The organism is Microbacterium sp. FG3, from assembly GCF_057809335.1.
The window spans coordinates 1-20,691 of sequence record NZ_JBMDJT010000044.1; the positions used below are offsets into that span (position 1 = coordinate 1).

Genomic DNA, 20,691 nt, shown 5'->3' on the forward strand with positions numbered 1-20,691 from the left:
TCGAAGGGACCGTCGCGAATGCGGCGGTCCCTTCGAGGTTGTGGGACACCATCAGTGGGCCCCCGCGGCGGGAGGCTCCGGGCGTCGCGAATGCGGCGGTCCCTTCGACGTTGTGCGAGACCATCAGTTGGCCCCCGCGGTGTCACTCCTCCGCGAGAGGTTGCGGCGCAGATTCAAAAGAGAATCACTCCTCGACCGCCTCGACCGTGACGGGCGGGGCGTAGGGCCGCAGGGCCGCCGCGACCTTCTCGGCGAGGTAGGCGTGGCCGTCGTCCGAGGGGTGGTTCGCGCCGCGCTCGGACGTGTCGATCACCTCGAGGTAGTTCGCGTCCGTGATCCAGTTCTCCGAGATCGGCGAGACGTACGGCCAGCCGCGCTGCGCCGCGAGCTCGGCGAGGTCGCGGTCGATGCGGGCGGTCGTCGGCTCCACCGGCAGCACCTGCGGGGCGGGGCCCAGCACCACGATCTCCGCCTCGGGGTAGGTCGCGGCGAGGGTGTCCCAGGCGTCGACGACGGCGTCGCGGTACCCCGTCTCCGGCAGGCGCCGGTCGTTGATCGATCCCTGCACGAGGACGACGTCGGGGGCGAGCGACGGGTCGAGCGCGGCGATGCGCTGCCCGAAGGTCGTGCCGTACCAGCCCGTCTTGAGGTAGCCGCTGCCCGGTTCGCCGTCGACCACCATCTCCCAGCCGCCGACGGCCGCCAGGCGATGCGCGTAGCCGAGCTCGGGGCGGGTGGCCGCGGCGCCGTACGTCCACGAGTCGCCGATCACGAGCACGCGAGGAGCCCCCTCGTGGGCGCCGTCGACGACGACCGCCTCGGCGGCGAGCGGCTTCGCCTCGCTCGCGGGCGTGCGCGGGCGCGTCACGATGAGCGTCGCCACCAGCACGACGGCGGCGAGCGCGGCGAGCAGGACGAGCACCGTGCGGATCGGGTGAGCCTCGGGGCGCATGGGGTCGAGGATAGGCGCTCGAGGTGGCCGGCACGTGAGCAGGCCGTCACGGTGCCGTAACGGTCGCTCAGGCGCCGGTGATGCGCGGATGGGACGATGGAGCCATGGATGCGGGAGAGCTGGTCGAGCTGGACATCACGGGCGTGGCCCACGGCGGCGTCTTCGTGGCGCGCCACGGGGCCGACGGTGATGCGCCGGGCCGCGTGGTGTTCGTCTCGGACACGGCGCCCGGCGAGCGCGTGCGCGCGCAGATCACCGAGGTGAAGAAGACCTTCGCGCGCGCGGTGACGGTCGATGTGCTCGAGGCCTCGCCCGATCGCGTGCCGCACGTGTGGCCGCAGGCCGACGTCGCGGTCGCGCCGGAGGATCGGCCCGGCGGTGCGGACCTCGGTCACCTCGCCCTGCCGGCCCAGCGCGCGCTGAAGGCGCGGGTGCTGCGCGAGGCGTTCGAGCGCTTCGCCGGTCTCGAGGTCGACGTGCCCGTGCGGGGCCCCGAGGGGGTGCTGGGCGCCGATCACCCGGAGGCGGCGGCGACGCTCGACGGCACGGGCTACCGCACCCGCCTGAGCCTGCACGTCGACGACGAGGGTCGGATCGGCCCCTACGCCGCCCGCTCGCACCGCGTCATCGAGGTGGGGGAGCACCCGCTCGCGGCGCCGCGCGTCGCCGAGGTCGCCCTCGCCGTGCGGAAGGCGCCTCCCGGCCGCCTGGATCTCGTGCTGCCGGCGGACGGCGTCGTGCGCACGATCCGCCGGCCCGACCGCAAGGATCGCCGCGCGCCCCGCCCCGAGCCCGAGGTGGTCGCGGAGTTCGTCGGCGAGCGCGAGTTCCACGTCGATGCGGGTGGCTTCTGGCAGGTGCACCGCGCCGCGGCCGCGACGCTCGATCGCGCGGTGCGCGACGCGCTGGGGGAGCTGTCGAGCGACGCATGGCACCTCGACCTCTACGGCGGGGTCGGGCTGTTCGCCGCCGCGCTCGGCGAGCTGGCCGGGCCCGCGCGCCTCACGACGGTCGAGGCGGACGAGCGCGCATCCGCGCACGCCGGGGACAACCTCGCCGACCTCGGCGTGGAGGCGGTGAACATGCGCGTCGACCGGTTCCTGTCGCGCCTCGACGCCCAGGCGAGCCTGCTCGATCGCGAGATGCTCACGCGCGGCGTGGCGCTGCTCGATCCGCCGCGCTCGGGGGCGGGGCGCGACGTGGTGGCACGCCTCGCGGACCTCGGCCCCTCGCGCATCGCGTATGTCGCGTGCGATCCGGTGGCCCTGGCCCGCGACGTCGGCTGGTTCCGGGAGCTCGGATACGAGCTGGCGTCGCTGGATGCGTTCGACCTGTTCCCGCACTCGCACCACATCGAGGCCGTCGCCGTCCTCGCGCGCTGAGCGACAGCGCCCGCGACCCGGCCGGGCTGGTCGCCGCGCCCGCATGCCATAGGCTTCGATCATGATCCGCGTGGCCCTCGTGGACGATCACGAATCCGTTCGTCTCGGACTGGAGGCGTCGATCCGTCGTGCCGAGCAGGAGGTCGTCTTCAGCGGCGCGACGGTGTCGGAGTACCTCGCGAGCCGGGCGTCCGAAGGCTGGCCCTCGCCCGATGTCGTGCTGCTCGACCTCACGCTGGGCGACGGCACCACCGTCACGGAGAACGTCGTGCGGCTGGCCGCCGACTCGGCCGTGATCATCCACTCCGTCGCCGACCGCCCCGCCGCGGTCCGCGAGGCGCTCGCCGCCGGGGCCGTGGGGGTCGTGAGCAAGTCGTCGCCGATCGACGAGGTCATCGACGCGATCCGGGCCGCCGCCCGCGGTGAGCCCCTCAACAACGTCGAGTGGGCCAGCGCGGTGGAGGGCGATCGCGCCTTCGCCGACGCGCAGCTGTCGAGCCGCGAGCGCGAGGTGCTGCGGCTGTACGCCGCCGGGCTGCCGCTCAAGGTCGTGGCGGACCGGCTCGGGGTGGCCTACTCCACCGCCAAGGAGAACATCACCCGCGTGCGGGTGAAGTACACGGAGGTGGGCCGCCCGGCGCCCACCAAGGTCGATCTGCTCAAGCGCGCGATGGAGGACGGGTTGGTCGAGCCGGCCGGGGAACCCGGTGCCCGATAGCCAGAGGATCGTCGAGGAGGCCTGGCGGCACATCCCCCAGGTGTCCTCCTCTCGCGAGACGCCCGGCCGCTTCACCCGCGCACGCTTCGAGCGCATCCTGCAGGTGCTCACGGGCGTGGGCGGCGCCGTGCAGGGCACCCAGGCGCTCATCGTCTCGCTGACGGACGACGACCCGAGCGATCCGCTGCTGCTCGCGGCCGTGTACCTGCCGCTCGCCCTCATGATCGTGGCGTGCCTGTCCGGCTTCGGCGCCCGCATCGCGGCCGGCGCCTTCGCGGCGCTGTTCCCCGTGCTGATGGTCGCGTGGGCCGTCACCGACCCCGGCCCGTCCGAGCCCCCGCTGCAGCCGGCCCCGTTCTACCTGCTCACGGTGGCCTCCGCCGCGGGGGTGGTCGCCTTCCCGCCGCACTGGCAGATCGTGCTCGTCGCCGGCATCCACTGGCTCTGGGCGAACATCCGCCTCATCAGGGGCGGATGGTCTCTGGAGGCCTGGGAGTCGACGGTCTACGACGTCTCCATCGCGCTGCTGCTCGGCATCCTCGTCGTCGTGCTCGCGTGGATGTACCGGGGGATCGCCGGCGGCGTGGACGAGGCGCGCGCGGAGGTGGTCGAGACGTTCACCGCCGCGAGCGTGGCGGAGGCGGCCGAGAGCGAGCGCGTCGAGATCGCGGCCCTCATGCACGACAGCGTGCTCGCGGCGCTGCTGGCCGCCGAGCGTGCCGACACGCCCCGGGCGCGGGAGCTCGCCGTCGCGATGGCCAGGGAGGCCCTCGGCCGCCTCGCGAACGCCGAGAGCGACGATCCGGAGGGCAGCGACGAGGAGGTCTCGGCGGAGTGGATCGCCGCGGAGCTCGAGCGGCGGGCGGCCGAGTTCGGCATCGAGCTGCGGGTGGCCAGGGCGATCGCCCCGGACGCGGGCGCGATCCCGGGGCGGCCGGCCCGGGCGGTCGCGCTCGCGGCCACGCAGGCGCTCGCGAACGCCGTGCAGCACGCCGACGCCGCGGGGCTGGCGGTCGGCATCCGCGCCGACGACAGCGGCGTGGCGGTGTGGGTCGCGGACGAGGGCCCCGGCGTGGACTTCGACGCGATCGAGGCCGACCGGCTCGGCATCCGCGGATCGATCATCGCCCGCATGCCGGCCGTGGGCGGCAGCGCCGACATCCGCACCGGCTCGCACGGCACGACCGTGACGGTGTCGTGGCGCGCGCAGGAGGAGCCGTCGTGACCGTCCGCCGCGTCATGTACGGCCTCGTGTTCGCCTTCACGGCGTACTTCCTCGTGCGCGGCCTCATCTGGATCCCGCAGTCGCCCCTTCCCGTCCTGCAGGCCGCCGCGGTGCTGCTGTGGCTCGTCGCGGCTCTCGTCGCGCTGCTGTCGCCGCCGTCGCCGGCGCGCTCGGGCGGCGAGGATCTCGCCTACCCGCGGCCCCTGCCGCTGTGGGTCGCGTTCGCGGTGCTCGCGGCGTGCGCGGCCGTCGCGCCGCTGTCGTTCCGCGCGAGCGGCGACAGGATCGAGAACCTCGCCGCGGCGGGAGTCTTCGGCGCCGTGGGCATGGTCCTCACGATCGTGTGCGTGCGCCGGCGCCCGCTGCTGGCCTGGATGGGGATCGGGGTGCTGGCGGCGGAGGCCGTGACGGCCATGGACGTGGCCCTCGTGCTGCAGCGCGGCCTGCTCGGCTCGATGCTGTGGGTCGGGCTGGCGCAGCTGCTGATGTGGTTCACGGATCGCGCGTACCGCGACACGGCGCGGCTCGCGCGGCTGCAGCAGGCGTCGTCCGCCTGGCAGGCGGCTCAGGAGGCGCGGCGGTTCGAGCGGCGCCAGCGCGTGCAGTTCGCGCTGCTCGTGGCGGGGCCGGTGCTCACGCGCGTCATCGAGACCGGCGGCGCGCTGGACGAGACCGAGCGGCTGCGGGCGCGCCTGGCCGAGGGCACGCTGCGCGACGAAATGCGCGCGCCGCGGCTGCTCGACGACGAGGTGCGGCTGGCGATCCGCGGGGCGCGCGAGCGCGGCGCCTCCGTGACGATCCTCGACGAGAACCAGCTCGACGACCTCGACGAGGCGGCGATACGCCGGGTGCGGTCGGAGCTGGCGGCGACCCTGCGCGGCACGAGCGCCGCGCGCATCATCGTGCGCACCTCAGCGGACCCGCGGGTGGCCGTGACGGTGGTGGGGAGGCGCGCGGCCGGCTCCGGCCTGTCGGAGGAGGACGCCGTCGAGCTGTGGCGGGAGATCCCGCGTCACCCGGAAGCGGAATGAGAAGGGCCCGGGGCGGCGATGCCGCTCCGGGCCAGTTGCGGACCGGTTACCCGAAAACCGTCCGCGGAAGCCGGTCTGCGTCGCCTACCCTGGGGCTTCGCACCGGCCAACGCTTCTTGCGTTTCCATAAGAAGTATCTCCGGGCGCGAGCGGCGACGTCTGTAGGAAGTTTGGGGGACACCCGCGTAATTACACGGGGAGAACTGCCCATCCAATGCCCATCAGGTACCCACTATCTGCCCGGGTGGTGCCGGGATCAGCCGGCGAAGCGGCCCCAGCGGGCGCCGGCGGGCGGTCGGCGCCGGAGCCGCCGCGAGCGCGTCCAGGCCTCGCCGGCCGGCTCATCGGCCGTGGCCTCGTCCGCCTCCTGACGATACGCCGCCGGGATCACCGCCGCCAGTGCCGCGACGTCGGCCTCGGCGGGCCGGCCGCGGACGATCTCGACGCGCGGCAGCGCGCGGGCGTCGTTCTCGAGCGGATCGCTCACAGCGGGATGTTCCCGTGCTTCTTCGGCGGCAGCTCCGCGCGCTTGCTGCGCAGGGAGCGCAGTGCCTTCGCGACCGCCACGCGCGTCTGCGCCGGCTCGATGATGCCGTCGAGCTCGCCGCGCTCGGCGGCGAGGAACGGCGAGGCCACGTTGTAGGTGTACTCGTTCGCCAGGCGCGTGCGCACGGCCGCCACGTCCTCGCCCGCCTCCTCGGCGCGCTTCAGCTCGCCGCGGTAGAGGATGTTGACGGCGCCCTGGCCGCCCATCACGGCGATCTCCGCGGTGGGCCACGCGAGGTTGATGTCGGCGCCCAGCTGCTTGGAGCCCATCACGATGTACGCGCCGCCGTAGGCCTTGCGCAGGATGACCGTCACGAGCGGCACGGTCGCCTCGGCGTACGCGTACAGCAGCTTGGCGCCGCGGCGGATCACGCCCGTCCATTCCTGGTCGGTGCCCGGCAGGTAGCCGGGCACGTCGACGAGGGTGACGATCGGGATGGAGAACGCGTCGCAGAAGCGCATGAACCGGGCGGCCTTCTCGCCCGCCTCGATGTTGAGGGTGCCGGCCATCTGCGAGGGCTGATTGGCGATGACGCCGACGGTGCGCCCCTCGACGCGCCCGAAGCCCACGACGATGTTGGGGGCGAACAGCGGCTGCACCTCCAGGAACTCGCCGCCGTCGACCACGCGCGAGATGACCTCGTGGATGTCGTACGGCTGGTTGGGGGAGTCGGGCACGACGCGGTTGAGCGCCCGGTCGGAGTCGGTGGTCTCGAACTCGAAGCCCGCCTCGTAGACCGGCGCGTCCGACATGTTGTTGTCGGGCAGGTATCCGATGAGGGTGCGCGCGTAGTCGAGCGCGTCGTCCTCGTCGTCGGCGAGGTAGTGCGCCACGCCCGAGCGCGTGTTGTGCGTGTAGGCGCCGCCGAGTTCCTCCATGCCGACGTCCTCGCCCGTGACGGTCTTGATGACGTCGGGGCCCGTGACGAACATCTGGCTCGTCTTGTCGACCATGATGACGAAGTCGGTGAGTGCGGGGGAGTACACCGCGCCGCCCGCGGCCGGGCCCATGACGATCGAGATCTGGGGGATCACGCCGGAGGCGGCGGTGTTGAGCCGGAAGATCTCGCCGTACTTGCCGAGCGCGACGACGCCCTCCTGGATGCGCGCCCCGCCCGAGTCGAGGATCCCGATGATCGGCATGCCGCCGCGGAGGGCGAACTCCATGATCTTGACGATCTTCTCGCCGGCGACCTCGCCGAGCGACCCGCCGAAGGTGGAGAAGTCCTGGGCGTACACGGCCACGTTGCGTCCGTGGATCGTGCCCGTGCCCGTCACGACGGAGTCGCCGTAGGGTCGCGACCTGTCCATGCCGAAGGCGGTCGTGCGGTGGCGCACGTACTCGTCGAACTCCACGAAGCTGCCGGGGTCGACGAGCAGCTCGATGCGCTCGCGCGCGGTCATCTTGCCCTTGGCGTGCTGCTTCTCGCGGGCCTTCTCCTCCGACTGGGTCACGGCCTCCGCGTAGCGTGCGCGAAGGTCGGCGATCTTGCCGGCGGTCGTCGAGAGATCGGGTTCGGTCACGTGTTCCACCCTAACGACGGCCCCCGCCGCACCCTTGGAGGCCACACACAACGCCTGCCGGGATCCTGTGTCCGCGGCGAACAGGGCCGCGGGTCAGGCGGGCCGCACGTGCACGACGTCGCCCGCCGAGACCGCGCGGGGTCCGTCCCCCGCCCGCACGACGAGCCGCCCCGCCGCGTCGATCGCCTCGGCCCGGCCGCGCAGCGCGGACCCGTCCGGCAGCGACACCGACACCTCCTGGCCCAGGGTGACGCACGCGCCCGAGACGGCGGCGTGGGCGCCGGAGGCGAGCGCGTCGCCGTTCGCGTCGGCCAGGCGCGCAAGGCCCTCGTCGAGGGCGCGCAGGTAGTCGGCGAGCAGGCGATCCTCGTCGCACGAGGCGCCGAGTGCCGCGAACGACGTGGCGGTGGGCACGGGCAGCTGTTCGGGCGCCATCGCCGTGTTGATGCCCGACCCGACGACCACGAGGGACGGATCGGCGGTGCCCTCGGCCAGGATCCCGCAGATCTTGCGCCCGTCGACGAGCACGTCGTTCGGCCACTTCGCCCCCACCGCGTGGGTGGGCAGCTGCGCGCGCACGGCCGCCGCCATCGCCGCGCCCGCGAGCAGGGGGATCCACCCCCGCGCCGGCAGCGGGATCCGCTCGATCCGCAGCGCGACCGACACCGCGAGCGATGCGCCCGCGGGTGCCTGCCACACGCGATCGAGCCGGCCGCGGCCCGAGCGCTGGTCGCGCGTGACGAGCACGCTCAGATGGGCGGCCTCGCCGCGCCCGGCCGCGCCGACGAGATCCGCATTCGTCGATCCGGTGTGCGCCACCTCGGCGATCCGCGCACCGGTCGCCGTCGTCCTCTCCCACGCCATGCCGCCAGCGTACGCGGGAGGAGGCGGCGCCGATCCGCGCCATCTGGGTGATTCGCGGCGGCGGGTGTCGCCGGCAGGCGGCAGACTGGACCCATGACCATCGCCGGACGCGTCGACACCCCGCCGCCCGGCGTGCCCGCGCCCGAGGAGCTCGTGGTGGCCCGCTTCCGCCGTTCGGGCCGGAGGCTGTTCTGGTCGGCGCTGCTCGTCGTCGTCGTCGCGGGCGCGACCGGCTACCTGTGGGGCAACCTGCCCGAGCCGTTCGAGGACTGGATGCTGGCCGCCGCGGCCGCGGCCCTCGTGCTGCTCGGCGCGATCCTGCCGTGGATCGCGTGGCTGTCGCACCGCTACACCATCACGACGCGGCGGGTCATCGCCGCCCGCGGCCTGTTCTCGCGCTCGCGCGCCGAGCTCACGCACGCCAGGGGCTATGGCATCAACACGCGCCGCGGCCCGCTGCAGCGGCTGTGGGGCACCGGCACGCTCACGCTCGCGGACGGCATGGAGGGGCGGATCGTGCTCGCCGACATCCCGAGCCCGCGGCTGGTGGCCGAGGTGCTGACCGATCAGATCGAGGTGAACCAGATCCTCGCGCACCGCGACGCGGTGCAGACCGGCTCCGGTCCCACGGTGTGACGGCGCGGCCCCGCCCTCGATGAGAGGATGGGAGCCGACGATCGGAGGAAGCATGTCGCTGCGTGTCGGCGTGATCGGCGGGGGCCAGCTGGCCCGGATGATGATCGCCCCGGCGGTCGAGATGGGGATCGATCTGCGGGTGCTCGCGGAGGCCGAGGGCATGTCCGCCCGCCTGGCCGCCACCGCGGTGGGCGATTACCGCGACGAGGCCGCCGTGCTGGCCTTCGCGCGCGACGTCGACGTGATCACCTTCGACCACGAGCACGTGCCGCAGCCGGTGCTGCGCGCGCTCGTCGACGCCGGCGTGCCGGTGCACCCCGGGCCCGACGCGCTGCGCTTCGCGCAGGACAAGCTCGAGATGCGCGCGCGCCTGGCCGAGCTCGGCGCCCCGCAGCCCGACTGGGCGGCGGTGCGCGATGCCGGCGAGCTGCAGGCGTTCCTGGACGACCACGGCGGGCGCGCGGTCGTGAAGACGCCGCGCGGGGGCTACGACGGCAAGGGCGTGCGCGTCGTGTCGAGCGCGGACGAGGCGGCCGACTGGCTCGCGGACTTCGCGGGCGAGCCGATCCTCGTCGAGGAGCTCGTGTCGTTCGCGCGCGAGCTCGCGCAGCAGGTGGCCAGGCGCCCCTCGGGCGAGATGGTGGCGTACCCCGTGGTCGAGACCGTGCAGCGCGACGGCGTGTGCAGCGAGGTCTTCGCGCCGGCCCCGCGAGCGTCGGAGCGCCTCGTCGAGGTCGCGGCGCGGCTGTCGAAGCAGATCGCGGACGGCCTGGGCGTGACCGGCATGCTCGCGGTGGAGCTGTTCGAGACGGACGACGAGCGGATCCTCGTCAACGAGCTCGCGATGCGCCCGCACAACAGCGGGCACTGGACGCAGGACGGCGCCGTGACGAGCCAGTTCGAGCAGCACCTGCGGGCCGTGCTCGACCTGCCGCTGGGCGACCCGTCGCCCGTGGCGGAGGCGGCCGTCATGGTGAACATCCTGGGCGGACCGCAGGGCGCCGAGATGACGGATCGGATCGCCGCCGCCGTGACGGATCACCCCGGCGCGAAGATCCACACGTACGGCAAGGATCCGCGCCCCGGCCGCAAGGTGGGCCACGTCAACGCCGTCGGCGAGCTCGACGACGCGGCCTACACGGCCCGCGCCGCCGCCGCCCACTTCGCCTGACGCCGACGGGCATGCTGGCCCCCGACCTGTTGCTGACGAGTCCACAATTCTGTGCTAAGTCCGGCCGTTTGCACGCCCGGATTTAGCACAGACTTGCGGATATGCGGCGACTGCTCCGAAGCCCGGAATACCCCCGCGGCATCCGCCGTTAGACTGGAGTGGCCGGGCCGCAGCAAACCCCGGGCTCCAACATCTGCCGCTTCGAGCGGACCACGCGCCGAGAGGCGTTTCTGCGGCCCGGTTCATCGTCTCCGCGCGAGGCGCGCGCCGTAGGCTCTGACCATGACGTTCCGCCTCGCGTACCTCATCGACACCGTGCCGGCCGACGATCCGCGCACGGACTTCTCCGGCACCTTCGCGCCGATCGATCCCGACGCGCCGGCGCTGAGCGTGAGCGACCTGAGTTCCAACCGCGGCGACGGCATCTTCGAGTCGATCGCGGTCGTCGACCGCCACCCGCAGGAGACCCGCCCGCACCTGGAGCGTCTCGCGCACTCGGCGCGGCTGAGCGACCTGCCGGCGCCGAATCTCGCGCAGCTGCGGGCGGTGGTCGAGGAGGCCGCGGCGCAGTGCCCGCCGGGGGAGTGCACGATCCGGCTGCTCATGAGCCGCGGCGTGCAGCACGGCGGTCCCGGTCAGGGCATCCACGGCCCCACCGCGTGGCTCACCGCCGCGCAGGCGCCCGACAGCACCGCGGCGAGGGAGAACGGCATCCGCGTGGTCACGCTCGACCGCGGCTACGACAGCGGCGCCGCGGCCCGCGCGCCGTGGCTGCTGCTCGGGGCCAAGACGCTGTCGTACGCCGTGAACATGGCGGCGCTGCGCGAGGCCCGGCGGCGCGGGGCGGATGACGCGGTCTTCGTCACGAGCGACGGCTACGTGCTCGAGGCGCCCACGGCCACCGTGATCCTGCGCCGCGGCGACACCTTCCTCACCCCCGAGCCGACCGGCGGCATCCTGCAGGGCACGACGCAGCTGAGCGCATTCGACTGGCTCGAGGAGAACGGGCACCCCACCGGATACGAGCACGTGCCCGTGGCCGCGCTGCGCGACGCCGACGCCGCGTGGCTCGTCTCGAGCACGCGCCTGGCCGCGCCCCTCACACACGTCGACGGCCGTGAGCTCCCGGTGGATCGGGACCTCACGGCCGCCCTGAACGCCTACCTCCTCAGCCCGCGCGACTGAGCGCCGCCGAGGAGCGGGGGATCACCCGAAGCGGCCGGAGACGTAGTCCTCGGTCGCCTGCACCGACGGCGTGGTGAAGATCTTCGTCGTCTCGTCGTACTCGATGAGCTTGCCGGGCTTGCCCGTGCCCGCGATGTTGAAGAACGCGGTCTTGTCGCTCACGCGCGAGGCCTGCTGCATGTTGTGCGTCACGATCACGACCGTGAAGTCGTTCTTGAGCTCGGCGATCAGCTCCTCGATCGCGAACGTCGAGATCGGGTCGAGTGCCGAGCACGGCTCGTCCATGAGGATCACGTCGGGCGACACCGCGATCGCGCGGGCGATGCACAGGCGCTGCTGCTGACCGCCCGAGAGGCCCGAGCCGGGCTTGTCGAGGCGGTCCTTGACCTCGTTCCACAGGTTCGCGCCCTGCAGCGACTTCTCGACGAGGTCGTCCTGGTCGCTCTTCGACATGCGGCTGTTGTTCAGCAGCACGCCCGCCAGCACGTTCTCGCGGATCGACATCGTGGGGAACGGGTTGGGGCGCTGGAACACCATGCCCACCTGGCGGCGCACGAGCACGGGGTCGACCCCGGGGCCGTACAGGTTCTTGCCGTCCATCAGCACCTCGCCCTCGACGCGCGCGCCGGGGATGACCTCGTGCATGCGGTTCAGGGTGCGCAGGAAGGTCGACTTGCCGCAGCCGGACGGGCCGATGAAGGCCGTCACGGTGCGGGGCTGGATGTCGATCGACACGCCCTCGACGGCCAGGAAGTCGCCGTAGTAGACATTCAGGTCGTTGACTTCGATGCTCTTGGACATCTGGGGGTTCTCTCTCTCAGCGGGAAGCTCGGGCGGCGGCTCAGCGGCCGGTCATCTTGGGGGCGAAGGTCTTCGCGATCAGGCGGGCGGCGAGGTTGAGCACCATCACGATGAGGATGAGCGTGAGGGCCGACGCCCAGGCGCGCTCGATGAACGCGTCCGCGGGCAGTCCGGGGTACTTCGCCTGCATGTAGGAGAACACCGGCAGCGTCGCCATCTGGCCGCTGAACATGTTCAGATTCATGCTCTGCACCATGCCGACCGTCAGCAGCAGCGGCGCGGTCTCGCCGATCACGCGGGCGACGGCCAGCATGATCGACGTCGTGATGCCGGCGATGGCGGTGGGGAGGACGACCTTGACGATCGTGAGCCACTTGGGCACGCCGAGCGCGTACGCCGCCTCGCGCAGCTCGTTCGGCACGATCCGCAGCAGCTCCTCCGAGCCGCGCACGACGACCGGGATCATGAGCACCGACAGGGCGAGCGATCCCATGATGCCCATGCGCGTGCCGGGGCCCACGATGAGCGCGAACACCGAGTAGATGAACAGACCGGCGACGATCGAGGGGATGCCCGTCATCACGTCGACGAGGAACGTGATGCCGCGCGCGAGCTTCTTGCCCTGGCCGTACTCGACGAGGTAGATCGAGGTCATGAGGCCGATCGGCACCGAGATGATCGTGGCGCCCAGGGTGATCAGGAGCGTGCCGTAGATGGCGTGGACGGCGCCGCCGCCCTCGCCGACGATGTTGCGCATCGAGAAGCTGAAGAACTCGCCGTCGAAGCGGGCGAGGCCGTTGACGACGACGGTGAACAGCAGCGAGACGAGCGGCAGCAGTGCGATCACGAAGGCCGTCGACACGAGGGCCGTCATGAGGCGATCCGTCGCGTGGCGGCGGCTCTCGGCGACCGACGAGATCACGAAGATCAGCGCCATGTAGAGCAGCATGCCGACGACGAGCGTCATGGCGATGTTGAAGTCGGCGGGGTCTCCGCCCATGTTCAGCAGCGCGAAGACACCCGCGGAGACGACGAACGATCCGGCGAGCAGCGCCCAGGGCGCCCACTTCGGGAGATGACCGGCGGTGAGGCTCTGCGGCGCGGCCACGGCGGCGGCCGGGGGCGTGGCGGTGGTGGTCATGTCAGTTGGCTCCCGAGAACTCGGCGCGGCGCGAGACGACCCAGCGGGCCACGAAGTTGACCGCGAAGGTCACGATGAACAGGACGAGGCCCGCCGCGATCAGCGTGTTCACGCCCTCGTCGTGCGCCTCGGGGAACCGGAGCGCGATGATCGCGGGGATCGTGGTGGGGTTCTCGGGGTTCAGCAGGTTGAAGGTGACGATGCCGAGCGGCGACAGCACGAGCGTGACAGCCATCGTCTCGCCGAGCGCGCGTCCGAGGCCGAGCATCGCGCCCGAGACCATGCCGCTGCGGGCGAACGGCAGCACGGCCATGCGCACCATCTCCCAGCGCGTGGCGCCGAGGGCGAGGGCGGCCTCCTCGTGCAGCTTGGGCGTCTGCAGGAAGACCTCGCGGCAGATGGCGGTCATGATCGGCAGGATCATCACGGCGAGCACGAGCGAGGCGGTGAAGATCGTCTTGCCGGTGCCCGACGGCGTGCCCGAGAAGATGGGGATCCAGCCGAGGTACTCGTTCAGCCACCGGTAGAACGGCACGAGCATCGGCGCGAAGGTGAGCGCGCCCCACAGGCCGAACACGACCGAGGGGACCGCGGCCAGCAGGTCGATGATGTAGCCCAGCACGCCGGCCAGGCGGCGCGGCGCGTAGTGCGAGATGAACAGCGCGATGCCGATGGCGAGGGGCGCCGCGATGACGAGCGCGATGATGCTCGACCACAGCGTGCCGAAGACGAAGGGCCACACCCACGACAGGAACGGCTGGCCCTCGAGGATGTGGTTGCCCGAGGTGTCCGGTCGGAAGGCCGGGATCGCCTGGATGATGAGGAACAGCGCGACGAGCGCGAGGGTGACGAGGATGATGATGCCCGCCGCCAGCGCCGTGCCCGAGAAGATCCTGTCGCCGGGCCGCATCACGGGCTTCGGCGGAGCGGACGAGGGGGCCTCAGCGGGCCCCGTCGTGGTGGTGGTCATCGGAGCGGCTCCTCGAGTGCTCTGGGTCGGGCGGGAGATGAGGGGTGACGCGCGGCGGTGCCCCCGCGTCCTTCCCGAAGGGAAGGATCCCACGGGAAGGAGCGCGAGGGCACCGTTGCGGTCAAGCGATCGGTCGGATCACTCGGTGACGATGGCGTCGATCGCGGTCATGACCTGCTCGCGCAGGCCCTCCGAGATCGGCGCGTTGCCGGCGACCTCGGCCGAGGCCTCCTGGCCCTCCGCCGAGGCGACGTACTCGAAGTACGCCTTGACGAGCGTAGCGACCTCGGGGTCCTCGTACTCGACGCAGCCGATGAGGTAGCTCACCAGCGCGATCGGGTAGGACTCGGCCGGAGCCGAGGCCGGGTCGACGGCGAAGGCGAGGTCCTGGGCCTCGCGGCCCTCCTCGAGCGGCGAGGCCTCGACCAGGGCCGACGCGGCCTCGGCGGAGTACGCGACGTACTCGCCCTCCACCTCGACGGCGACCTGGCCCAGCTCGCCGGCCTGCGAGGCGTCGGCGAAGCCGATGTAGCCGTTGCCCTCGGTGATCGCGGAGACGACGCCCGAGGTGCCGTCGGCGGCCTCGCCACCGAGGTCGCTCGGCCACTCGTCGCTGGCCTCCCACGTCCACACGTCGGGAGCGGTCGACTCGAGGTACGTGGTGAAGGTCTCCTGCGTGCCCGAGGCGTCGGCACGGTGCACCGGCACGATGGCCAGGTCGGGCAGCTCGGCGTCGGGGTTCTGCTCGGCGATGGCCGGGTCGTTCCAGTTGGTGATCTGGCCGGCGAAGATGCCCGCGATCGTCGCGGCGTCGAGGTTCAGCGTGTCGATGCCCTCGAGGTTGAACGCGACGGCGACGGGGGAGATGTAGACGGGGATCTCGACGATCGAGTCCGTGGCGCACGAGCCGAAGCCGCCGGCGGCGATCTCCTCGGCGTTGAACGCGCGGTCGGAGCCGATGAAGTTCGACGAACCGGCCTGGAAGTTCTCGCGGCCCGTGCCCGAACCGGTCGAGGTGTAGTTGACGGTGGCGTCCGGGTTGATGCCCTGGAAGCCGGCGACCCAGGCCTGCTGAGCGGCCTCCTGCGACGACGCGCCGGTGGCCTCGATGGTGCCGCTGAGCGACGACTCGCTGGGGGTGCTGCCGCCGCCGGCGTTGTTCGGCTCGTTCGCGGCGCAGCCGGCGAGCGACAGAGCGGCGACCGCGCCGAGGGCGGCGATGCTCGAGAAACGGGTGATCTTCACTGTGTATCCGTTCGATCGGTGATCAGGGATGCCCTTCGGGACTTTCAGGGCACACCGAGACGCTAGGACCGTGTGCTTAAGAGACTGCGGTCTGCAGGTGAACGGAAGGTGAACAACCCTGGGCGCGCGCTTCATGGTCGTGATCTCCGTGTGATCTTCGCCCGGCGGCAGGCACGCGGGACATCCGTGACGTGGCCCGCTGTCGGATCGGTTCCCGCGTCAATATGCTCCCACCATGGCGAAGACGACCAAGGCGGAGCGCAAGGCGTTCGAGGCGCTCGACGAGGCGGCGCGTGCCGCGAAGAAGGCCGAGAAGGCCGCGAAGGACCTGTCGGGCAAGCGCGCGAAGAAGGTCGCGGCGCTCGCGGAGGCGGCGCGCGAGGTCGCGGAGACCGGGGCGAAGAAGGTGCGCAAGCACCCGAAGCGCGTGCGCGCGAAGGCCGAGGACGCCGTCGAGGCGCTCGAGAAGGCGGCCAGGAAGGCACGCGCGAAGGCGGACGCCGCGTCGGCCACCGCTGCCGACAAGGACGCGAAGGCGGCCGGGAAGGCGGCGAGGAAGGCGAGCGAGGCCGGGGTGTCGCGGGCGGAGGCGGAGGCCCTCGCGGTGGTCCGCGCCCTCCCGAAGCGCGACGCGGCGCCCGCGCCCGCCGCCGGAGCGGAGCCGGGCGCTCCCGCGAAGCCGTCTCGACGGAAGAGCGCGTCCGCCGACGGCAGGCCGGCCGCGCCCGCGCGCCGGCGCACCCCGGCGAAGAAGGCGCCCGCGCCGGCCCTGGCCGGCGGCGACCTCGCGCGGCTCACCGTGCCGCAGCTGCGCGAGAGGGCGCGGGCCACCGGCCGGCCCGGCTACTCGCGGCTCACCAAGGCGGGGCTCATCGAGTTCCTCGGCGTCTGAACGCCCGGCGCGCTCAGACGACGGGCGTGTGGGTCTCGATGGCGGCGATGCCGGCCTCGGGCGCGCCGGCATTGACGTGCACGACCGAGAACGAACCCGTCGCGAGCGCCGCGGCCTCGTCGAGCGCGGCGGTCCGCCGCGTGCCCGTCGCGAGGGCGAGCTCCTCGAGGACGGCCGGCAGGACCGGGCCGTGCGTGCAGAGCACCGCGGGCTTGCCCGACGCGAGTCGCTTGCCCACGATCGTGCGGACGTCGGCGAGGCCGTCCTCCCACGCGTCCTGACTGATCGCGTCGGTCTCGGTGATGCGCGTGTCGATCGCCCGCGCCAGCGGCGTGACGGTCTGCACGCATCGCGTGGCGGTGCTCGAGACGATCTTCTTCACGCCGAAGGCGCGAAGGCCCCCGACCACGGCCTTCGCCTGCTCGCGGCCCTTGGGAAGGAGCGGCCGCAGGTAGTCGGCGCGCTCCCAGTCGCCGCGCGGCACCGCCTTGCCGTGCCGCAGCGCCACGACGGGGAAGGTCGCCCGCACGCCGTCGTCGAACAGCGTGAGGAAGGTCTCGAGGATCTCCTGGTCGACCGGATAGCTCAGCCGCGCCATCGCCTGCCGCGGCCCGGCCCACTCCACGGCCGAGATCTCGCGGTTCGGCACGAAGGCGCTCTCGCGGAGGGCGCGGTCCTTGGCGCGCATCGCCCAGTAGTGCACGACCTTCCGCCGTCCGCTGGCCAGCGTGTAGTTCGACACGCCCAGCGGCACCCCGAGCGCCACGCGGACACCCGTCTCCTCGTGGACCTCGCGCGCCGCCGTCTGCGCGAGCATCTCGCCGGGCTCGACCTTGCCTTTCGGCAGCGTGACGTCGCGGTACTTCGTGCGATGCACGAGAGCCACGCGCAGTCGGCCGTCCGCGACGCGCCAGAGCACGCCGCCGGCGGCGTAGACAGCCCGTTCGGTCACCGCGTCGCCCTCGGCTGCCGCCGCCGCCGGATGATGTTCATGGTGCGGTCCTGCAGGTCGAGCAGCGGGCGACCGTCGGCGTCGCGGTGGTGCCTGGTCCAGACCGCATCGGGCCCGAGGTGCCAGGTCGCGGTGCCGTCGTCCATCGCGAGATCGAAGAACGCCATGAGCTCGCGCACATGCTTGGGCGTGGTGACCTTCACGAGCGCCTCCACGCGGCGGTCGAGGTTGCGGTGCATCATGTCGGCGCTGCCGATGTAGACCTCGGGCGAGCCGTCGTTGTCGAACGCGAAGATGCGCGAGTGCTCCAGGTACCGGCCCAGCACGCTGCGGACCGTGATGTTGTCGGAGACGCCGGGCAGATCCACGCGCAGGCTGCAGATGCCGCGCACCCAGACCTCGACCTTCACACCTGCCTGGCTGGCGCGGTAGAGGGCGTCGATGATCTCCTCGTCCACCATCGAGTTGACCTTGATGCGCACCCGCGCCGGCTTGCCCGCCAGCGCGTGGCGGCGCTCGCGCTCGATGAGCTTCAGCAGACCCTTGCGCAGGTGCAGCGGTGCGACGAGCAGGCGCTTGAACTTCTTCTCGATCGCGTAGCCGCTCAGCTCGTTGAACAGGCGGGTCAGGTCGAGGCCGACCACGGGGTCGCACGTGAACAGGCCGAGGTCCTCGTAGATGCGGCTCGTCTTCGGGTTGTAGTTGCCGGTGCCCACGTGGCTGTAGTGGACGAGCTCGCCCTTCTCCTGGCGGATCACGAGGGCCGCCTTGCAGTGGGTCTTCAGGCCCACGAGGCCGTAGACGACGTGCACGCCGGCCTTCTCGAGCTGGCGCGCCCACTCGATGTTGTTCGCCTCGTCGAAGCGCGCCTTCACCTCGACGAGCGCGAGCACCTGCTTGCCGTTCTCGGCCGCGTCGATCAGCGCCTTCACGACCGGGCTGTCGCCCGAGGTGCGGTAGAGCGTCTGCTTGATCGCGAGCACGTGCGGATCGCGCGCCGCCTGCTCGAGGAAGGCCTGCACGCTCGTGGCGAAGGACTCGTAGGGGTGGTGCACGAGCACGTCGCCCTTGCGGATCGCGGCGAACACGTCGGCCCTGGCGTGCTTCGAGTCGGCGTCGAGCGGCTGCAGCGCGAGCGCCGTGACGGGCACGTGCTTCTTGTAGCGCAGGTCGGGGCGATCCAGCCTGCCCAGCTCGAACAGCGCCCGCAGGTCGAGCGGCGCCGGCAGGCGGTACACCTCCTGCTCGGAGATGTCGAGCTCGTCCAGCAGCAGCCGCAGCGTGACGTCGTCCATCTCCTCGGTGATCTCGAGACGGATCGGCGGACCGAAGCGGCGACGCAGCAGCTCCTCCTCGAGCGCCTGGATGAGGTTCTCGGACTCGTCCTCCTCGATCACCATGTCCTCGTTCCGCGTGAGGCGGAACGCGTGGTGATCCAGCACGTCCATGCCGGGGAAGAGGTCGCTGAGGTTCTCGGCGATGAGGTCCTCGAGCGGCAGCATGCGCACCCGCTCGCTGAGGGGATCGCGCTCGGGCACCCGCACGGTGCGCGGCAGCATGGGCGGCACCTTCAGGCGCGCGAACTCCTCGCGCCCGGTGCGGGCGTTCCGGATCCGGATCGCGAGGTTCAGCGACAGGCCCGAGATGTAGGGGAACGGGTGCGCGGGATCGACCGCCAGCGGCATGAGCACGGGGAACACCCGCGACTGGAAGTACTCGTACAGCTCGGCCTTCTCGTCACCGTCGAGGTCGTCCCACGTCACGAGCGAGATGCCCTCGTCCGCCAGGGCCGGCTTGACCTGCTCGTGCCACACCGCGGCGTGCCGGGCCTGCAGCTCATGTGCCTTGTGGCTGATGCCCTCCAGCACTTTGGCCGGGGCCGTGCCGATGTTGCTCGGCACCGCCAGGCCCGTCACGATGCGGCGCTTGAGCCCCGCCACGCGCACCATGAAGAACTCGTCGAGGTTGCTCGCGAAGATCGCAAGGAAGTTGGCGCGCTCCAGCAGCGGCACGTCCGGGTCCTCGGCCAGCTCCAGCACGCGCTGGTTGAACGCGAGCCAGCTCAGCTCGCGGTCGGTGTAGCGGCCGTCGGGCAGGTCGGACTCGTCGAACTCGACGAGCTCGTCGAAGTCGTCGTCCGCGTCGCCCAGACCGGTGTCCACGATGGTCGTGTCGCTCATCCCCCCATCCTGGCACTGCGCGGTTTCCCGGAGGTGAACGGAACGGAGCGTGTCAGCGCGCGGTCAGCGCTGCGTCGCCTCCGCCTTGGCGGGCGGCAGCTGGTCGTCCTCGTACACGTTGAAGCGGTACCCCACGTTGCGCACCGTGCCGATCAGCTGCTCGAGGTCGCCGAGCTTGGCGCGCAGCCGCCGCACGTGCACGTCGACCGTGCGCGTGCCGCCGAAGTAGTCGTAGCCCCACACCTCGCTCAGCAGCTGCTCGCGCGTGAACACCCGCGAGGGGTGCGTCGCGAAGAAGTGCAGCAGCTGGAACTCCTTGTAGGTGAGGTCGAGCGGCTTGCCGTGCACCTTCGCCGAGTACGACGACTCGTCGATCGTGATGCCGGAGGTCTGCACGCGCCCCGACGGCTGCTCCGTCGTCTGGCGCCCCACCGCGAGTCGCACGCGCGCATCGACCTCGGCCGGCCCGGCCGTCGACAGGATCACGTCGTCCACGCCCCAGTCGCTCGAGACGGCGGTGAGCCCGCCCTCCGTGACGACGAGGATCAGCGGGGCGTCAAGTCCCGTCGTGTTGAGGATCTTGCACAGCGATTTCGCACCCACGAGGTCGATGCGCGCGTCGACGAAGATCACGTCGGCGTTCGGGGCGTTCACCAGCTGCGCCGGCTCGGCGGGGATCTGGCGCACCCGGTGGCTCAGCAGCTCGAGGGCGGGCAGGACCGCTCCGCCGCCTTGGGCGGAACTCAACATGAGCAGCTGGGCCAAGCGAACGTCCTTTCCGGGCGGCGGGGTCCCGCGCCGGGTGCACCCATAATAGGCCGTCCTGAAAGCGGCCTGTGACGACGCTGCGCCTTGCCGCACCGGCCCGGTCGGCGGATGCGAGAGAATGGGGTGCATGACGACGCCCGCGCTCGCCCCCCGCTCGCCCGTCGGCGCGCTCGCGATCACGTGGGTCTTCGCCGTGCTGGCCTCCGTGGCCGTCGGACTGTTCGTCCCCTACGACCAGCGCTTCGCATGGATGGCGATCGCCGCCGGCGGCACGCTCATCGTGGCGTTCGTGGCGAACCTGTGGTCCGGCCGCGCCGAGGGCTTCATCGTGCGCACCGCCGGCTCGGTGCTCGGCGGCCTGCTGCTGATGGGCTTCATCTCCCTCGGCTTCGCGCTCGCGGCGATCGTGCCTTCTTTCTAGAAGAGACTGCGCGCGCTCGGGCACTGTTCTTCTCAGAAGCGTCTGCGCCGCTCGGGCACCCGCTGCGCGGGTGCCGCTCGCGTGCTC

At 72.0% G+C, this 20,691-nt stretch carries 20 protein-coding genes; 9 read left to right on the plus strand and 11 right to left on the minus strand.

The window, feature by feature from the left end; genetic code table 11:
- Positions 1-184: 184 nt before the first annotated feature.
- Positions 185-952, minus strand: coding sequence for an SGNH/GDSL hydrolase family protein (locus ACODR5_RS12060; protein ID WP_488983782.1), 768 nt, complete (start codon positions 950-952; stop codon positions 185-187).
- Between the two features lie 104 nt (positions 953-1,056).
- On the opposite strand from ACODR5_RS12060, the gene ACODR5_RS12065 reads away from it, so the two are divergent.
- From ACODR5_RS12065 to ACODR5_RS12080, 4 genes are all read left to right on the plus strand, one after another.
- Positions 1,057-2,334, plus strand: a complete 1,278-nt coding sequence (locus ACODR5_RS12065) for a class I SAM-dependent RNA methyltransferase (protein WP_449855163.1) — start codon at positions 1,057-1,059, stop codon at positions 2,332-2,334.
- 61 nt (positions 2,335-2,395) lie between these two features.
- Positions 2,396-3,052 (plus strand): response regulator transcription factor, encoded by a 657-nt coding sequence (locus tag ACODR5_RS12070; RefSeq protein WP_449855164.1) that lies wholly within the window; start codon positions 2,396-2,398, stop codon positions 3,050-3,052.
- Positions 3,042-4,277, plus strand: coding sequence for a sensor histidine kinase (locus tag ACODR5_RS12075; protein WP_488983783.1), 1,236 nt, complete (start codon positions 3,042-3,044; stop codon positions 4,275-4,277). The genes ACODR5_RS12070 and ACODR5_RS12075 overlap by 11 nt, the downstream gene beginning before the upstream one ends.
- The gene (locus tag ACODR5_RS12080) at positions 4,274-5,308 is read left to right on the plus strand and encodes a hypothetical protein (RefSeq protein ID WP_488983784.1); all 1,035 of its coding nucleotides are present in this window, start codon (positions 4,274-4,276) and stop codon (positions 5,306-5,308) included. The genes ACODR5_RS12075 and ACODR5_RS12080 overlap by 4 nt, the downstream gene beginning before the upstream one ends.
- 256 nt (positions 5,309-5,564) lie before the next feature.
- Here ACODR5_RS12080 and ACODR5_RS12085 read toward each other — a convergent pair whose 3' ends face one another.
- From ACODR5_RS12085 to ACODR5_RS12095, 3 genes are all read right to left on the minus strand, one after another.
- Positions 5,565-5,795 (minus strand): acyl-CoA carboxylase epsilon subunit, encoded by a 231-nt coding sequence (locus tag ACODR5_RS12085; protein WP_488983785.1) that lies wholly within the window; start codon positions 5,793-5,795, stop codon positions 5,565-5,567.
- Entirely contained in the window at positions 5,792-7,387 is a 1,596-nt protein-coding gene (locus ACODR5_RS12090) for an acyl-CoA carboxylase subunit beta (RefSeq protein ID WP_488983791.1), read from the minus strand. Before ACODR5_RS12090 ends, ACODR5_RS12085 begins: the two co-directional genes overlap by 4 nt.
- 84 nt (positions 7,388-7,471) lie before the next feature.
- Positions 7,472-8,242 carry a biotin--[acetyl-CoA-carboxylase] ligase gene (locus tag ACODR5_RS12095; RefSeq protein ID WP_449855168.1) on the minus strand — a complete coding sequence of 257 codons (771 nt, stop codon included), beginning with the start codon at positions 8,240-8,242 and terminating at the stop codon, positions 7,472-7,474.
- A gap of 93 nt (positions 8,243-8,335) precedes the next feature.
- Between ACODR5_RS12095 and ACODR5_RS12100 the strand changes: the two genes are divergently transcribed.
- The 3 genes from ACODR5_RS12100 (at position 8,336) to ACODR5_RS12110 (ending at position 11,234) form a co-directional block, all read left to right on the plus strand.
- On the plus strand, positions 8,336-8,878 hold the full coding sequence (locus ACODR5_RS12100; RefSeq protein ID WP_460816408.1) for a PH domain-containing protein: 543 nt from the start codon (positions 8,336-8,338) through the stop codon (positions 8,876-8,878).
- 52 nt (positions 8,879-8,930) lie between these two features.
- Entirely contained in the window at positions 8,931-10,049 is a 1,119-nt protein-coding gene (locus ACODR5_RS12105) for a 5-(carboxyamino)imidazole ribonucleotide synthase (RefSeq protein ID WP_488983786.1), read from the plus strand.
- A gap of 282 nt (positions 10,050-10,331) precedes the next feature.
- On the plus strand, positions 10,332-11,234 hold the full coding sequence (locus tag ACODR5_RS12110) for an aminodeoxychorismate lyase (protein WP_449855171.1): 903 nt from the start codon (positions 10,332-10,334) through the stop codon (positions 11,232-11,234).
- A gap of 21 nt (positions 11,235-11,255) precedes the next feature.
- On the opposite strand, the gene pstB is transcribed toward ACODR5_RS12110, so the two are convergent.
- The 4 genes from pstB to ACODR5_RS12130 all read right to left on the minus strand — a co-directional run bounded on the left by pstB (position 11,256) and on the right by ACODR5_RS12130 (position 15,391).
- Positions 11,256-12,035: a phosphate ABC transporter ATP-binding protein PstB gene (gene pstB / locus ACODR5_RS12115; protein ID WP_449855172.1), complete on the minus strand. Its 780-nt coding sequence runs from the start codon at positions 12,033-12,035 to the stop codon at positions 11,256-11,258.
- Positions 12,036-12,075: 40 nt separating this feature from the next.
- Positions 12,076-13,176: a phosphate ABC transporter permease PstA gene (gene pstA, locus ACODR5_RS12120; protein ID WP_460816411.1), complete on the minus strand. Its 1,101-nt coding sequence runs from the start codon at positions 13,174-13,176 to the stop codon at positions 12,076-12,078.
- A gap of 1 nt (position 13,177) precedes the next feature.
- Positions 13,178-14,146, minus strand: coding sequence for a phosphate ABC transporter permease subunit PstC (gene pstC, locus ACODR5_RS12125; RefSeq protein ID WP_488983787.1), 969 nt, complete (start codon positions 14,144-14,146; stop codon positions 13,178-13,180).
- A 138-nt stretch (positions 14,147-14,284) separates the two neighbouring features.
- Positions 14,285-15,391, minus strand: coding sequence for a phosphate ABC transporter substrate-binding protein PstS (locus ACODR5_RS12130; RefSeq protein WP_449855175.1), 1,107 nt, complete (start codon positions 15,389-15,391; stop codon positions 14,285-14,287).
- A gap of 235 nt (positions 15,392-15,626) precedes the next feature.
- Here ACODR5_RS12130 and ACODR5_RS12135 point away from each other — a divergent pair, with 235 nt between their 5' ends.
- Entirely contained in the window at positions 15,627-16,283 is a 657-nt protein-coding gene (locus tag ACODR5_RS12135; protein WP_488983788.1) for a hypothetical protein, read from the plus strand.
- 13 nt (positions 16,284-16,296) lie between these two features.
- Here the strand turns inward: ACODR5_RS12135 and ACODR5_RS12140 are convergent, their stop codons facing one another.
- The 3 genes from ACODR5_RS12140 to ACODR5_RS12150 all read right to left on the minus strand — a co-directional run bounded on the left by ACODR5_RS12140 (position 16,297) and on the right by ACODR5_RS12150 (position 20,180).
- The gene (locus ACODR5_RS12140; protein WP_488983789.1) at positions 16,297-17,235 is read right to left on the minus strand and encodes an NUDIX hydrolase; all 939 of its coding nucleotides are present in this window, start codon (positions 17,233-17,235) and stop codon (positions 16,297-16,299) included.
- Positions 17,232-19,415: an RNA degradosome polyphosphate kinase gene (locus ACODR5_RS12145; protein ID WP_460816418.1), complete on the minus strand. Its 2,184-nt coding sequence runs from the start codon at positions 19,413-19,415 to the stop codon at positions 17,232-17,234. Before ACODR5_RS12145 ends, ACODR5_RS12140 begins: the two co-directional genes overlap by 4 nt.
- Positions 19,416-19,478: 63 nt before the next feature.
- Positions 19,479-20,180, minus strand: coding sequence for a response regulator transcription factor (locus tag ACODR5_RS12150; RefSeq protein WP_449855179.1), 702 nt, complete (start codon positions 20,178-20,180; stop codon positions 19,479-19,481).
- A 130-nt stretch (positions 20,181-20,310) separates the two neighbouring features.
- Between ACODR5_RS12150 and ACODR5_RS12155 the strand changes: the two genes are divergently transcribed.
- Positions 20,311-20,604 carry a hypothetical protein gene (locus tag ACODR5_RS12155; protein ID WP_488983790.1) on the plus strand — a complete coding sequence of 98 codons (294 nt, stop codon included), beginning with the start codon at positions 20,311-20,313 and terminating at the stop codon, positions 20,602-20,604.
- Positions 20,605-20,691 lie beyond the last annotated feature (87 nt).